This is a genomic window from Paraburkholderia sp. SEWSISQ10-3 4, assembly GCF_030464785.1.
Taxonomy (GTDB): domain Bacteria; phylum Pseudomonadota; class Gammaproteobacteria; order Burkholderiales; family Burkholderiaceae; genus Paraburkholderia; species Paraburkholderia aspalathi.
Genome location: NZ_JALPRI010000003.1, coordinates 69,300 through 84,094 on the forward strand (window position 1 = coordinate 69,300; position 14,795 = coordinate 84,094).

11 protein-coding genes are annotated in these 14,795 nt (G+C 60.7%); 9 read left to right on the forward strand and 2 right to left on the reverse strand.

All coding sequences use genetic code 11. The features are described 5' to 3' along the window. Positions 1-15 precede the first annotated feature (15 nt). The 3 genes from M0D68_RS08860 (at position 16) to M0D68_RS08870 (ending at position 4,157) form a co-directional block, all read left to right on the forward strand. Complete coding sequence (locus M0D68_RS08860) at positions 16-1,458, forward strand: APC family permease (protein WP_093635335.1); 1,443 nt, start codon at positions 16-18, stop codon at positions 1,456-1,458. After that, positions 1,459-3,276, forward strand: coding sequence for a bifunctional protein-serine/threonine kinase/phosphatase (locus M0D68_RS08865; protein ID WP_200653163.1), 1,818 nt, complete (start codon positions 1,459-1,461; stop codon positions 3,274-3,276). 185 nt (positions 3,277-3,461) lie between these two features. Continuing rightward, positions 3,462-4,157, forward strand: coding sequence for a mobilization protein (locus M0D68_RS08870; RefSeq protein ID WP_200653162.1), 696 nt, complete (start codon positions 3,462-3,464; stop codon positions 4,155-4,157). Positions 4,158-4,174: 17 nt separating this feature from the next. Here the strand turns inward: M0D68_RS08870 and M0D68_RS08875 are convergent, their stop codons facing one another. Further along, entirely contained in the window at positions 4,175-5,128 is a 954-nt protein-coding gene (locus tag M0D68_RS08875) for a LysR substrate-binding domain-containing protein (RefSeq protein ID WP_093635338.1), read from the reverse strand. A gap of 342 nt (positions 5,129-5,470) precedes the next feature. Between M0D68_RS08875 and ansP the strand changes: the two genes are divergently transcribed. The 5 genes from ansP (at position 5,471) to M0D68_RS36605 (ending at position 10,703) form a co-directional block, all read left to right on the forward strand. Beyond that, on the forward strand, positions 5,471-6,967 hold the full coding sequence (gene ansP, locus M0D68_RS08880; RefSeq protein ID WP_200621249.1) for an L-asparagine permease: 1,497 nt from the start codon (positions 5,471-5,473) through the stop codon (positions 6,965-6,967). 99 nt (positions 6,968-7,066) lie between these two features. Next, positions 7,067-8,482, forward strand: coding sequence for a circularly permuted type 2 ATP-grasp protein (locus M0D68_RS08885; RefSeq protein WP_093635340.1), 1,416 nt, complete (start codon positions 7,067-7,069; stop codon positions 8,480-8,482). An 83-nt stretch (positions 8,483-8,565) separates the two neighbouring features. Beyond that, positions 8,566-9,507 (forward strand): alpha-E domain-containing protein, encoded by a 942-nt coding sequence (locus M0D68_RS08890; protein WP_093635341.1) that lies wholly within the window; start codon positions 8,566-8,568, stop codon positions 9,505-9,507. Between the two features lie 8 nt (positions 9,508-9,515). After that, entirely contained in the window at positions 9,516-10,346 is an 831-nt protein-coding gene (locus tag M0D68_RS08895; RefSeq protein WP_200654371.1) for a transglutaminase family protein, read from the forward strand. 81 nt (positions 10,347-10,427) lie between these two features. Next, positions 10,428-10,703: a YqjD family protein gene (locus M0D68_RS36605; protein WP_093635343.1), complete on the forward strand. Its 276-nt coding sequence runs from the start codon at positions 10,428-10,430 to the stop codon at positions 10,701-10,703. Positions 10,704-10,770: 67 nt separating this feature from the next. Here M0D68_RS36605 and M0D68_RS08905 read toward each other — a convergent pair whose 3' ends face one another. Continuing rightward, the gene (locus M0D68_RS08905; protein ID WP_200654372.1) at positions 10,771-13,008 is read right to left on the reverse strand and encodes an NADP-dependent isocitrate dehydrogenase; all 2,238 of its coding nucleotides are present in this window, start codon (positions 13,006-13,008) and stop codon (positions 10,771-10,773) included. Between the two features lie 243 nt (positions 13,009-13,251). On the opposite strand from M0D68_RS08905, the gene aspA reads away from it, so the two are divergent. Continuing rightward, positions 13,252-14,679, forward strand: coding sequence for an aspartate ammonia-lyase (gene aspA, locus M0D68_RS08910; RefSeq protein WP_093635347.1), 1,428 nt, complete (start codon positions 13,252-13,254; stop codon positions 14,677-14,679). The last annotated feature ends 116 nt before the right edge of the window (positions 14,680-14,795 follow it).

The window sequence follows — 14,795 nt, forward strand, 5'->3', positions numbered from 1 at the left end:
TATCAGGAGCCCGACATGAGCACTCCGCAAAGCACCACGCAAGCAACACCAGCATCGGTACCATCCGGCGGTCTGCGTGCCGGCACGCTAGGTTTTCCCGAGGTCATCGGCCAATCCATCGCGAACCTTTCACCAACTTTCACGCCATCGATCAACGTGACCGCGATCGCGGCGCTGGCCGGTGCGGGGACGTGGTTGATTTATGGTCTTTCGACGCTCGGGCTGCTGCTGGTGAGCATGAGCATCATCGCGCTCTCGAGCCGGATCGCCTCGGCCGGTTCGTTCTTTATCTATATCTCACGCGCGCTTGGGCCGATGGCAGGTGGCATTGCCGGCTGGGGATTAATCGCGGCTTACGTGGGCACCGCAATGGGGGTTGGCGCCGCAGGCGTGGTGTTCGTGCAGAACGCTTTTACGGCTTGGGGTATCAATATCCCATCGTGGGCGGTCTACACGATCTTTGTCGGGCTCGCCTGGTTCTTCTCGGCACGTGACGTGAAGCTTTCCTCGCGCCTGTCGCTTGCCATCGAAGCCGCTTCGGTGGTGATCGTGGGCGGCGTGCTGATCTACGTGCTCGCACTGCATCCGGACCATATCATCGACCATACGCAACTTGGGCTGCAGGGTGTGAGCGGTAAGGGTATGGCACAGGGCATGGTGCTCGGCATCTTCTCGTACGTGGGTTTCGAGAGCGCGGCCTCGCTCGGCCAGGAAACCAGGAACCCGCTGCGCGTCATTCCGCGTGCGGTGGTCTGGTGCGTGATCCTGTCGGGCCTGTTCTTCATGTTTGTGGCCTATTCGATGACGATTGCCTACCACGACGACGCAGCCAAGCTCGGCGGCGATTCTGCCGTGCTCAGCACCTTGCTCACGAGCGTCGGCGCCTCGCCGCTCGGTCCGGTGTTTTATCTGATCGCCTCGGTCAGCGCGTTCTCATGCGTGCTTGCGTGTATCAACTCGTCCAGCCGTCTGCTGTATTCGATGGGCCGCTATCAGTTCGTGCATCGCTCGATGGGCATGGTGCACCGCACGCATCAGACACCGTACATTGCCGTTGCGTTTTCCTCCATCGTGACCTTTGTGGTGTGTATCGCAATGCTCGGCACGGGTCCGCTCAACACCTTCGGCTATACCAGTACGTTTGCGACCTTCGGCTTCCTGGTCGTGTATTTCCTGGTCGCCATCGCGGCACCGGTTTATCTGAAGAAGCAGGGCGAGCTCAAGACGAGCAACGTTGTGTGGGGCGTGCTCGGCGCATTGGCAATGGTCGGCGCGGTGATCGGCAGCGTGTATCCGGTGCCCGATTATCCGTATAACATCCTGCCGTATCTGTTCGTTGCGTATATGCTGGTTGGCGCAGTCTGGTTGTTGATGCTCAAGAAGCGCTCGCCGCAGGTGCTCGAGAAGATCGAGCACGATCTGGAAACAAGCGACGTGATGACCCACGGCAAAAAGTAAATGAATGAACCCTTCTCCCAGGATAGCTTGCCCGCACCGAACACCAGCCAGGTGCCAGACGATCCAGAGGGAAGGCCCACTAGCGGTCGCGGAATGGGCGGCCAGGAAATCGATCTGCAGTTGAGGCCGGAGCGCGGCGAGTGCGCCGCGCTCAAGATCGGTTGCGTTTCTTTCCCTGCCCGCGCCCGCGGGCAGGATCACATCAACGAAGACTACGTCGGCGTGATGCTCGGCGATCTGGCGGAGCGCGCCGCGCGTGGCAGCGTGATCGCTCTTGCCGATGGCGTGAGCGGCAGCAAGGGCGGCCGGGTCGCGGCCGAACTCTCGGTGCGGACCTTTATCGATGCCTATTACGGGCTCGCCGACACCTTGCAACCCGGCGTCGCCGCTGCGCGCGCGCTCGAGGCAATACACGGCTGGCTGCACCAGATCGGCCGCGTCGACCCTGCGCTGAAGCAAATGTCCGCGTCCTTTGCGGCGCTGATCGTGCGCCGCGCTACCGCGTATCTGGTCGCGGCCGGCGATGTGCGGCTCTATCTGCTGCGCGATGGCCAACTGACCCAGCTCGGTGACGACGACGTGGTGCCGGTCGCCTTCGGTTCTTACGTGGCGCACGCAGTCGGCATGCTTCCGACGCTGGTGACGCGCATCGAAACGCTTGAGCTGCACGAGGGCGACCGCCTGCTGATGTGCTCCGACGGACTCTACCGCCGCGTGCCGATGCGCGAGCTGCAGACGGTGCTGGCGGCGCGCGGCGGTGCGCTCGAAACGGCACGCCGGCTGGGCGCGCTGGCGCTGACGCGCGGCTCGCAAGACGACGTGACGAGCGCGGTGCTCGACGTGGGCGGCCTGCCGTTGCTCGATGTCGGTTACCTTGAGCGGGTGGTCGGCACCTTGCCGATTCCGGCGGTGCCCGATGCAGGCGAGGTGGTCGATGGATATCTGCTCAAGAGCGTATTGAGCGATGGCTTCTATTCGCGGATTTTCGCCGGCCACGATCTGGTCGATCCGAACACACCGCTGGCGCTCAAGTTTCCCAAACCGCGTGTCGAACAGGACGAGAACGTGCGGCAGTCGATCGTGCGCGAGCGCTGGCTGGCCGGCAAGATCAGCGACGATGGCGTGCTCGCGCCGATGCCGATCGATGCCGACCGGCAAACACGGCTCTATGTGGTAATGCCGCTCGGCTCAGGCGTCACGCTCGAAAAACTGCTGGCGACGCCTCAGCCCATGGCGCTGCCCCGTGCGCTCAAGATCGCGCGACAGTTGGGCCATTCGATCGACGTGCTGAATCGCCGCAATATCTTCCATCGCGATATCAAACCCGAGAACGTGCTGGTGATGTGGGGCGATAGCACACGCCTGCTCGATCTCGGCTTCGGCTATATGCCGGGCATGCAGTTGCCGGGCCCCGACGCCGCACCGGGCTCACCCGCTTATATGGCGCCTGAGTTGATGAAGGGCGCGCTGGGCGATGCGCGCTCCGAGGTGTTCGCGTTTGGCGTGACCCTGTACCGGCTATTCAGCGGCGGCAAGCTGCCCTACGGCTTCAATGGCCGTGTGCCGCTCTATCAGTACCGGCCGGACGCGCCGCTATGGCTCGACCTGGTGCTGGAGAAAGCGCTGCAACCCGATCCGGTGCGCAGGTATCAGGACGTGCTCGAAGTCTGCGCTGATCTCGAACGTTTTTCGAGCGGTCGGGACGCGATGGCGCCGATCCGGCGCAAGCCTTTGCTCGAGAGCGATCCGGTGCTGTTCTGGCAGGTGGTTGTGGTGCTGTTGCTGGCGTTGTTGCTGTGGTCGTTGATGCGGCATTGAGCGGGGCCGGCGACGCAGCCCCCGTAACAGATCACTTGATAAGGTATCCTGCCCGTAGAAAAATTGTCGACCGGCTGAGCTATTGTCGAATATTTGTCCCTGTAGACTAAGTCGCAATTCCGCCTTCTAAATCTGATACTTTCTGCTTTCGACCTAGCCGGCTTCATGACAAAGGATCTGCACAGATGAGCTTCATCCACTTTATTGGCGGCGAGAAGGGCGGCGTCGGCAAATCGCTGGTCGCCCGCGTTTTGGCCCAGTACTTTATCGACGAGAATATTCAGTTCGTCGGCTTCGACACCGATAAATCACATGGCGCCTTGTTGCGCTTCTATGCCGATTTTGCCGCTCCAGCAGTACTCGATCAGCACGACAGCCTGGATCCCATTATCGAACAGGCACTCGAAGATCCGCAGCGGCGTGTTCTGGTCGATCTTGCCGCGCAAACGCAGCAGTCCCTTGGACAATGGCTGGACGACGCGGATGTCATCGGTCTTGCCGAAGAGCACGGTCTAACGCTGACCTGGTGGCACGTCATGGACGCAGGCCGCGATTCGGTCGATCTGCTGCGGCAGTGGCTCGACCAGTTTGGTGGACGGATCAAGCTGGTGATCGTATTGAACGAACTTCGCGGTGACCGCTTCGAGATTCTGGAGGCATCCGGTGAACTCGCGCGTGCCGAAGCGCTCGGCGCGAGCGTGATCACGCTGCGCCGTCTGCCCGACGCGACGATGCAGAAGATCGATCGGCAAAGCGCAAGCTTCTGGGCCGCCATCAATCATCCCGACCGCGCCGCCGCCGGCCTGGGTATGCTCGAGCGGCAACGCGTCAAGGTATGGCTACATCGCGCTTATGGTGAATTGGCCAAGCTCGCCTTATAGCTGCGTATCGGCCGGCCTCACGCCGCGGTCAGGATGTCCGGTAACTGATCCACCCGCGGCTCGACCAGCTCGGAGCTGATGAAAGCCCAAAGCTGTTCGGCCGCTTTGCCACGCTCCTTCACCGGGCGGTACAGGCGTATCTCCAGCTCAGTCGCCCAAGTGTCCGAGCCTGCGCGAACCAGATTTCCTTCGCTTAACTCTTTGGTGATACAGCTCTCCGGTAGCCAGCCGATTCCGTGGCCGGCTACCACCATGCCTTTTAACGCTTCCGACATGTGGGTCTCAAAGCAGCGGAACAGCGAGTACGGTTGCGTCGCGTTCATCAACAGCATTTCGACAACGTTGCCAAGGAATGCACCGGATGAATAGGCGAGCAGGGGCAGCGGCCTGCTGCTCTTGCCAGGGAGTTCGAAGAGAGGCTTGCCGTCGCTGCCTGCTGCCGAGACCGGCACGATGCGCTCGACACCCAATGTAAGGAATGGAAAGTGATTTGGATCGAGCGCGATCGGCAATTGCGGGTGGTGATAGCCGATTAGCAGGTCGCAGTCGCCTGCCACGAGGTGTTGCACACCCTCGGGTACGTTGACGGCCTGAACCCGGGCCATGATGTGGCCGAACTCGCTGGTCAGGCGCTTGAGCCAGTCGGGAAAAAGCGTAAAGACAAGGGTATGGGCAACCGCGAAATGAACCACATGGTCGTTTTCGGCGAACTGTTCATACCCGCCTACCAGGTTGCGCGCCGCATGCATGCTGCGGAGGATGTCCGCCGCAAGACTGCGAAACATCCGGCCGGCGGGCGTGAGGGTGATCGGGTTGACGCTGCGATCGACGAGCTTCGTGCCCATCCACGTTTCGAGCGCCACGATCCGTCTACTGAAAGCTGACTGGGTGAGATTCCGGCTGCGCGCCGACCGGGAGAAACTCTTCGTATCCGAAAGGCTAAGAAAGTCTTCCAACCACTTTGCTTCCATATTGATCACTTGTGTTGGGTCAATCGACAACCGCGCCTGTGCGACGCGGCAACGCTAGCCTACCGTTCCTCATTGCAAGAATACCGATGTTTTTTTTCGATAGGTGTTAGTCGAAATATGCATGAGCGTTGCCGCCATAAATTGGGCTACATACCTTTTGTCTGCCTGCCCTCGGTGACCTGATACAAACTGCCCTTGGTCCGGCGCGAAAAACGAACGATCGTTCTGAAATGTCAGTTGTTGATTTGTAGCCTAATCGATGCGCCATCGCGCATACATCCTTCCGTATATGTTCCCGGGATTGCGAAGTCAAGTGCCCGCGTTAAAAGGATCGAACTGATTATGTCCACATTGCACAACCAGAATTCCCCGGCATCCCCTGGCGACGTAGATAAGAAAAGCTGGCTGGAGTCGCACGAAGCGGGATATCACAAAACGTTGGGTAATCGTCAGGTTCAGATGATTGCCATTGGCGGCGCGATCGGCACGGGCCTCTTTCTCGGCGCGGGCGCGCGTCTGCAAATAGCGGGTCCTTCGCTTGCCGTCGTCTATCTGGTCTGTGGCGTCTTCTCGTTTCTGATCCTGCGCGCGCTGGGTGAGTTGGTGATGCATCGGCCGAGCAGCGGCAGCTTCGTGTCGTACGCCCGGGAGTTTCTCGGTGAAAAAGCCTCGTATGTCGCCGGCTGGATGTACTTTCTGAACTGGGCGATGACCGGCATCGTCGACATCACTGCCGTCGCGCTGTACATGCATTACTGGGCGGCATTCTCATCCGTGCCGCAATGGATCTTCGCACTGATTGCGCTTTGCATCGTTGCGGCGATGAACCTGATCGGCGTGAAATGGTTTGCCGAAATGGAGTTCTGGTTCGCGCTCATCAAGGTTGCGGCAATCTCGCTGTTCCTCGTGATCGGTTCGATCATTCTGGGTACCGGGACGCACGTTGGCGGGCACAGCACGGGCGTGCACCTGATCAGCGAGAACGGTGGGCTGTTTCCGCATGGTTTGCTGCCTGCGCTGGTGCTCGTGCAGGGCGTGGTGTTCGCATTCGCCGGCGTCGAGCTGGTCGGCACGGCGGCGGGCGAATGCAAGGACGCGCGCAAGGTGCTGCCGCGCGCCATCAACAGCGTGATCTGGCGGATCGCCGTGTTCTATGTGGGCGCTGTTGTATTGCTGGTTTGTCTGTTGCCGTGGAGTGCCTACAAGGCGGGGCAGAGCCCGTTCGTCACATTCTTCGCCGCACTCGGCGTGCCGGGTGTCGGTTCAGTCATGAATGTCGTCGTGCTGTCGGCGGCGCTGTCGAGCCTGAACTCGGGGCTGTATTCGACCGGGCGGGTGTTGCGCGCGCTGTCGATGGGCGGCTCCGCGCCGCATTTCCTGTCCCGCATGAGCTCGCAGTCGGTGCCGTACGCCGGCATTCTGGTCACGGTCGCGATTTACATCGTGGGTGTCGTGCTGAACTATTTCGTGCCGTCGAGTGTATTTGAAATCGTGCTTAACGTGGCGTCGCTTGGTATTCTCAGCACCTGGGGGTTCATCGTGGTTTGCCAGATGAAGTTCCGTCAGGCGGTGGCGCGTGGTGAGGCTGAGCCGGTGACGTTCAGAATGCCCGGCGCGCCGGTGACGTCCTGGCTGACGCTGGCGTTTCTGGTGGGGGTGCTGGTATTGATGGCATTCGACTATCCGAATGGCACGTGGACCGTTGCTGCGATTCCGGTCGTGGCCCTGATCCTGGTTGCCGGCTGGTACGGGGTGCGCCGCCGCGCGCATGCGATGATGAAGCCGACGATCCCGTCGGTCACCCTGACTCAGAGCGTGCTCGAGGACAACGCGGGCTAATGCTGGCTGGTGCGGGCTGATGCGGCGCGCAGCTCCTCCCTATTGCATCGACAACAACAGTAACGACAGCAACAACCGCAATAACGACGGAGAACCGAAGTGAAGCCATTCGATGAGATGCTGACGTCCGCTGACGGGGTCCGCGCGCCTTATGAACTGCTCAAGCAATGGCTCGATACGCAGCATCCTGCGAATCTCGCGCAGAAGGCTGATGACGCGGAAAGCGTGTTCCGCAAGACGGGCATTACGTTTGCCGTGTACGGCGAAGAAGAGGCGGCCGAGCGTCTGATTCCGTTCGACATCATCCCGCGCATCATTTCCAGTCAGGAATGGACACGTCTTTCACAAGGCATCGAACAGCGCGTGATCGCCCTCAACGCCTTTCTCGACGATATCTATCATCGTCAGGAGATCGTGCGCGCCGGGCGTATCCCGAAGGAACTGATTGCCCAGAACGAGGCCTTTCTGCCGGAGATGATCGGCTTCCGGCCGCCGGGCAACGTCTACACGCACATCATCGGCGTGGACATCGTGCGCACGGCCGAAAATCAGTTCTACGTGCTGGAAGACAATGCGCGTACGCCCTCCGGCGTCTCCTACATGCTGGAGAACCGCGAGACGATGATGCAGCTTTTCCCCGAGCTGTTTCAGCAGGTCAAGGTGCGGCCGGTCGAAGCCTATCCTCAGCTGCTGCGCGAGTCGCTTGCCGCTGTATGTCCGCCCGGCGGCAACCAGGACAATCCGACCATCGCGGTGCTCACGCCCGGCATCCACAACTCCGCGTACTACGAGCATGCGTTCCTTGCCGATCAGATGGGGGTTCATCTGGTCGAGGGCAGCGATCTGCAGGTGGTGGACGGCCGCGTGGCGATGCGCACAACCGAAGGTTTCCGCGCCATCGACGTTCTGTATCGCCGGCTCGATGACGCCTATCTCGATCCGCTGACTTTCCGGCCCGATTCCGTGCTTGGCGTTGCCGGCATCATGGACGTCTACCGCGCGGGCAACATCACGATCGCCAACGCACCGGGCACCGGCATCGCCGACGACAAGGCGATCTATTCCTATATGCCGGAAATCGTCGAGTTCTACACGGGCCGCAAATCGATCCTCGAGAACGTGCCGACCTGGCGCTGTTCCGAGCCGGGCAGCCTGAAATACGTGCTGGAGCATCTCGAGGAACTGGTGGTGAAGGAAGTCCACGGGTCGGGTGGTTACGGCATGCTCGTCGGGCCCGCCGCGTCGAAGAAGGAACGGGAAGATTTCGCAGCCAAGCTCAAAACCCGTCCGAACAACTACATCGCGCAACCAACGCTCGCGTTGTCGACCACACCGATCCTGACCGAAAAGGGTCTCGCGCCGCGCCACGTGGATCTGCGGCCCTTTGTGCTGGTGTCGGACCGCATTCGCATCACGCCGGGCGGTCTGACGCGCGTCGCCTTGAAAGAAGGCTCGCTGGTGGTCAATTCGAGCCAGGGCGGCGGCACCAAGGACACTTGGGTATTGGCTGACTGAGGGCCGGTGGCGAGCCTCGCAGAACGCCAGCCTGATACAGAGCTGGCACACGGAAAAGAACAGACACTGGAATTGGACAGCACATGCTTCTCGGACGCACAGCAAGCGGACTCTACTGGATGCACCGCTATATCGAACGCGCGGAAAACATCGCACGGATAGTCGACGCCGGGCTGCGCATGGCGCTGACCCGAACGTCCGATGCTCAAGCAACCTGGTCGTCCGTGGTGGTGACCTCCGGCACGGAAGAGGGTTTCCGGGAGAAACACGACGCCTATACCGCCGCCACCGTTTCCGACTATCTGCTGCGCGACGGCCACAATCCGTCGAGCGTCCTGTCGTGCATCGAAGCGGCGCGCTCGAATGCCCGTATGGTGCGCACGGCGCTCACCCGCGAGGCGTGGGAGAGCGTGAACGAAGCGTGGATGGTGGTCAGGCGTGTGCTGGCAACGCCGGTGGCGGCGAGCGAGCTGCCGGTCGTCCTCGATCAGATCAAGCGCCAGACCGCGCTGATTCGCGGCACTTTCCACGGCACGATGCTCAGAAACGAGATTTTCGATTTCGCCCGCATCGGCACGTTTATCGAACGCGCTGACAACACCGCGCGCATTCTCGACGTCAAATACCACCTGTTGCTGCCCGCGGTGTCCTATGTGGGCACGACGCTCGACAACTACCAGTGGGAATCGATCCTGCGCTCGGTCGACGCGCATCGATCCTACCGCTGGGTCTACGACGTCCAGTACAAGCCGACCAATATCGCCGACTATCTGATCCTCAACGGCCGCATGCCGCGCTCGCTGAACTTCTGCTACCTGAACATCGTCGAGAACCTCGCGTATCTGGCGCACGACTATGGCTTCACCCATGCCTGTCATAAGACCGCCGACATTACGCTCGCCACGCTTCGGGACAACACGGTCAAGCAGATCTTTGCGCAGGGCCTGCACGAGTTTCTCGAGGGCTTCATCGGGCAGAACAACCGGCTTGGTTTTGAAATCGCCGAAACCTACAACTTCGATTGAGACCGGCCATGCGCATCGCTATTCGTCACACATCGCACTATCAGTACGAGCAGCCGGTCCCTTACGCGTTGCAACGCCTGAGGTTGCGTCCGCAGTCGTGCCCCGGGCAGACGGTGATCGATTGGCAGGTCACGGTCGACGGTGTCGAGCCGAACGTCTCTTACGTGGATGGTCTGGGTAACCGTGTCGATTTCGTGCGGCACGAGCGCAACAAGCGCGAGATCGTCATCGTGGCGCAGGGAACGATCGACACGGAAGACCGGGCCGGCATCTTCGGCGTGGTCGATGGTATTGCCCCGCCTTGGGTCTTCGAGCGGGAGACGCCGCTGACGCGGGCCGGCGAACGAATCAAGGCGCTTGCCGCTGACCTGCACACCGAAGACGCACCGCTGCAGTCGCTGCATGCGTTGATGAATACGATCCACGACCGGATCGCTTATCAGCCCGGCATGACCGATGTAAGCACCGATGCAGAGACGGCCTTGCTCAACCGCCACGGTGTTTGTCAGGACCACGCGCACGTTTTTATCGCCGTGGCGCGAGCGCTCCACATCCCGGCCCGCTACGTCTCGGGCTATCTGCTGATGGACGGTGTCGCGATGCAGGCGGCGAGCCACGCATGGGCGGAGGCGTACCTCGACGGACTCGGTTGGGTCGGCTTCGATGCGGCCAACAATACGTGTCCGGACGAGCGCTATGTGCGCATCGCCACCGGCCTCGACTATCGCGACGCGATGCCCGTATCCGGTATTCGCACCGGGCAGGGTGCTGAGACGCTGACTGTCGAACTCAGCGTTTTGCCGGTCCAGGGTCAAAGCCAGAGTCAAAGTCAAAGCTGACGGACCGATGTAATGCCTTATTAGCGGTCGCGCTGATGAGGGATGCGTAGATGTTCTTAACCACGCTTGCAGGGAGGCAGTATGTCAAATGTCGGTAGCGCAGTGAGCGACATCAATGGCTCGTCGGAAAACGTCGCACACGCTTCCAGCGTGGACGCGGAGCCGGTGTCCGGCAAGGTGCGCGCGCGTCTTAAGCGCGCGAAACAGAAGGCGGCCGATGCGCAGGTCATCGTCATCGAGACGGGGCGCAAGTCTGCCCGGGCTGCCAACGACTATGCGCATGACCGTCCGTGGACGACGGCCGGTGTGGCCCTGGGTGTCGGCGTGCTGATTGGTTTGTTGATCGGTCGAAAATAGTCCGGCGGGGCACCGGCACATCCATGCGTCCGGTCGCCCTGATGATTGACAGGGCGACCGGATTTTCTTAAGCCCGCGTCGCGGCGAGTGCAGCGTTCAGCGTCTTGCTCGGACGCATGACATCAGCCAGCATTTCGGCGTCAGGCCGGTAATAGCCGCCGATGTCCGCCGGTTTGCCTTGCACGGCTGACAATTCTTCCACGATGGCCTGCTCGTTGTCAGTCAGTTGCTTGGCCAGCGGGGCGAATTGCGCGGCAAGCGCTGCGTTGTCGGTTTGCGCCGCCAATTCCTGAGCCCAGTACAGGGCGAGATAAAACTGGCTGCCGCGGTTGTCCAACTGACCGGTCTTGGGCGACGGGTTTTTGTTGTTGTCGAGCAGTTTGCCCGTGGCGGCATCCAGCGTTTTAGCCAGAATTCTTGCCTTGTCGTTGTCGGTCTTGATGCCCAGATCTTCCAGTGACACGGCGAGCGCCAGGAATTCACCCAGAGAATCCCAGCGCAGATGGTTTTCTTCCACGAGTTGCTTGACGTGCTTCGGTGCTGAGCCGCCGGCACCGGTTTCGTACATACCGCCGCCTGCCATCAGGGGAACGATGGATAGCATTTTGGCGCTCGTGCCGAGCTCCATGATAGGGAAGAGGTCGGTGAGGTAGTCGCGCAGGATGTTGCCCGTGACCGAGATGGTATCGAGGCCGCGGATGACGCGCTCCAGCGTGTAACGCATGGCGCGAACCTGCGACATGATCTGAATGTCCAGGCCCGTAGTGTCGTGGTCCTTCAGATAGGCCTCGACCTTCTTGATCACCTCGGCTTCGTGCGGGCGGTACGGGTCCAGCCAGAAGATGGCCGGCATGCCGGAGTTGCGGGCGCGCGTGACGGCCAGCTTGACCCAGTCGCGGATCGGCGCGTCCTTGACCTGGCACATGCGCCAGATGTCGCCTTCTTCAACGTTCTGCGTGAGCAGCACTTCGCCGGTGGCGAGGTCGACGATGCGCGCTTCGCCCGCTTCCGGAACTTCAAAGGTCTTGTCGTGCGAGCCGTATTCCTCGGCTTGCTGAGCCATCAACCCGACATTGGGGACCGTGCCCATCGTGACGGGGTCGAAGTTGCCGTTGGTTTTGCAGAAGTTGATGATCTCCTGGTAGATGCGGGCGAACGTGCTCTCCGGGATCACGGCCTTGGTGTCCTTCGGACGGCCGTCGGCGCCCCACATCTTGCCGCCGATGCGGATCATGGCCGGCATCGAGGCGTCCACGATCACGTCGTTGGGCGCATGAAGGTTGGAGATACCCTTGGCCGAGTCCACCATCGCCAGTTCGGGACGATGCTCGTGGCAGGCGTGCATATCGCGGATGATTTCTTCGCGCTTCGAGCTGGGCAGGCTTTCCAGCTTGTCGTACAAATTGACGAGGCCGTTGTTGACGTTCACACCCAGTTCGTCGAACAGCTTGCCGTGCTTCTCGAAGGCTTCCTTGTAGAAAATCTTCACCGCGTGGCCGAAGACGATGGGGTGCGAAACCTTCATCATCGTGGCCTTGACGTGCAGCGACAGCATGACGCCGGTTTTGCGGGCGTCTTCCATCTGCTCTTCGTAGAAGTCGCACAGCGCCTTCTTGCTCATGAACATGCTGTCGATGATCTCGCCGTCCAGCAGCGACACCTTGGGCTTAAGCACAATGGCTTTACCGCTTTGTGTCAGCAATTCCATCTTCACGTCGCGGGCGTGGTCCACCGTCAACGACTTTTCGCCATGGTAGAAGTCGCCGTGCTTCATGTGAGCCACGTGGGTGCGCGAAGCCATGCTCCACTCGCCCATGCTGTGCGGATTCTTGCGGGCATAGTTTTTTACGGCGGCGGGTGCGCGGCGGTCCGAGTTGCCCTCGCGCAGTACCGGATTGACAGCGCTGCCCAGGCACCTGGAGTAGCGTTGGCGAATGGCTTTCTCAACGTCGGTTTTCGGCTCCTCAGGGAAATCCGGCACCGCGTAGCCCTTGGCCTGCAGCTCCTTGATCGCGCCGACCAGCTGATGGACTGAGGCGCTGATGTTGGGCAGCTTGATGATATTGGTGTCGGGCAGGAGGGTGAGGCGGCCGAGCTCGGACAGGCTGTCGGGCACCCGTTGCGCCTCGGTCAGAAATTCGGGGAATTCGCCCAGGATGCGGCCCGCCAGGGAGATGTCGCTGGTGGTGACGTCGATACCGGCCGCCGCGGTGAATGTGCGGACGACGGGCAGGAAGGCGCTGGTGGCTAGCAGCGGGGCCTCATCGGTCAGGGTGTAGATGATTGTCGGTTGCTGGGTGCTCATCGCTTGCCTCAAGATCGGGAAACCTGTTTTGGATGTCACCGGCCGCGTCACAAACCGGCATTCGTGTTCGAATTCTGCCTGATTTCGGTTTCGCCATCATGTAATTTCCGACAAACGCGGCTGACCTATGCATGGACTGGCGCGCGTCATGAAAAATTAGCATGACGGTCGCGCTGGATTTTTGTTTCCTCCATATAGGTGCAAGGGTGTCTTCAACCCCAATCCCGCGCGAGGAACATGTCTATGGCCGCTGAAATCTCGTTTAGAACCGAACATGATCTGCTTGGCGATCGTGACGTTCCCGCTCACGTCTACTATGGGGTTCACACGCTACGCGCGCTGGAAAATTTCCCGATTACCGGTTCGCCGATCTCGGTATACCCGGAGTTGATCAAGGCGCTGGCTTGCATCAAACAGGCCGCCGCACAGGCGAATCATGAGCTGGGCCTGCTCGACGCGACGCGTTGCGACGCCATCGTCGGAGCCTGCGCGGAATTGCTGGAAGGCAAGCTGCATGATCAGTTTGTGGTGGACGTCATTCAGGGCGGCGCCGGGACGTCGACCAATATGAATGCGAACGAGGTGATCGCCAACCGCGCGCTCGAATTGTTGGGGAAGAAGAAAGGCGAATACCAGTATCTGCACCCGAATGAGCAGGTCAATATTGGCCAGAGCACCAACGATGTTTACCCCTCGGCCCTGAAAGTCGCGACGTGGTTCGGCATTCTGGGTCTCATCGAGGCGATGGGCGTTTTGCGGCGCGCTTTCGAAGCAAAGTCGGTGGAGTTCAAGGACGTTCTGAAAATGGGACGTACGCAATTGCAGGACGCGGTGCCGATGACGCTCGGCCAGGAGTTCAGCACCTACGCCGTGATGCTCGGAGAGGATGAAGAGCGGCTTCGGGAGGCGGCGCTGCTGATCTGTGAAATCAACATGGGCGCGACGGCGATCGGAACGGGCATTACCGCGCATCCCGATTACGCACCGCTGATCCTGAAGCATCTCAAGGAAATCACGGGTATTCCGCTTGTCACGGCGCCCAACCTCATCGAAGCGACGCAGGACTGTGGCGCTTTCGTTCAGTTGTCCGGCGTGCTCAAGCGCGTGGCAGTCAAGCTTTCAAAGACCTGCAACGACTTGCGCCTGCTCTCCAGCGGTCCCCGTGCGGGTCTTGGGGAAATCAACCTTCCGCCCATGCAGGCTGGCTCGAGCATCATGCCGGGGAAGGTCAACCCGGTCATTCCCGAGGTCGTGAACCAGATAGCGTTCGAGGTCATCGGCAACGACGTCACCGTGAGTTTCGCGGCCGAGGCCGGCCAGCTCCAGTTGAACGCGTTCGAGCCGATCATCGCGCACAGCCTGTTCAAGAGCGTGACCCACCTGCGCAACGGCTGCCTGACGCTCGCCGAGCGCTGTGTCAAAGGCATTACCGCCAACGAGGCGCACTTGCGCGCGTCGGTCGAGAACTCGATCGGCATCGTGACGGCGCTCAATCCGTACATCGGCTACGCCAACGCGACATCCGTCGCGATGGAGGCGCATGCCACAGGCGGACGTGTCTACGACATCGTGCTCGAGAGGGGGCTGTTGTCCGAGCAACAACTCGACGAGATCCTCAAGCCAGAGGTCCTCACGCAGCCCATGCCGCTTTATATGCCGCCGAAGCAGTAAAAGCGATCTGGCCGTATGAAGCGCCCGGTGTCGAGCCGGCAGACGACGCGTTGCCCAGGTTCCAATTGATTGATGCTCAACCCACGATTTAGCGCAGTTGCCGGAGACAGGAATTC

Coding starts and splice junctions, on each gene's coding strand:
- M0D68_RS08870 (WP_200653162.1), top strand. CDS start 3,462: ATGAGCTTCATCCACTTTATTGGCGGCGAGAAGGGCGGCGTCGGCAAA.
- M0D68_RS36605 (WP_093635343.1), top strand. CDS start 10,428: ATGTCAAATGTCGGTAGCGCAGTGAGCGACATCAATGGCTCGTCGGAA.
- ansP (WP_200621249.1), top strand. CDS start 5,471: ATGTCCACATTGCACAACCAGAATTCCCCGGCATCCCCTGGCGACGTA.
- aspA (WP_093635347.1), top strand. CDS start 13,252: ATGGCCGCTGAAATCTCGTTTAGAACCGAACATGATCTGCTTGGCGAT.
- M0D68_RS08875 (WP_093635338.1), bottom strand. CDS start 5,128: ATGGAAGCAAAGTGGTTGGAAGACTTTCTTAGCCTTTCGGATACGAAG.
- M0D68_RS08860 (WP_093635335.1), top strand. CDS start 16: ATGAGCACTCCGCAAAGCACCACGCAAGCAACACCAGCATCGGTACCA.
- M0D68_RS08895 (WP_200654371.1), top strand. CDS start 9,516: ATGCGCATCGCTATTCGTCACACATCGCACTATCAGTACGAGCAGCCG.
- M0D68_RS08865 (WP_200653163.1), top strand. CDS start 1,459: ATGAATGAACCCTTCTCCCAGGATAGCTTGCCCGCACCGAACACCAGC.
- M0D68_RS08890 (WP_093635341.1), top strand. CDS start 8,566: ATGCTTCTCGGACGCACAGCAAGCGGACTCTACTGGATGCACCGCTAT.
- M0D68_RS08905 (WP_200654372.1), bottom strand. CDS start 13,008: ATGAGCACCCAGCAACCGACAATCATCTACACCCTGACCGATGAGGCC.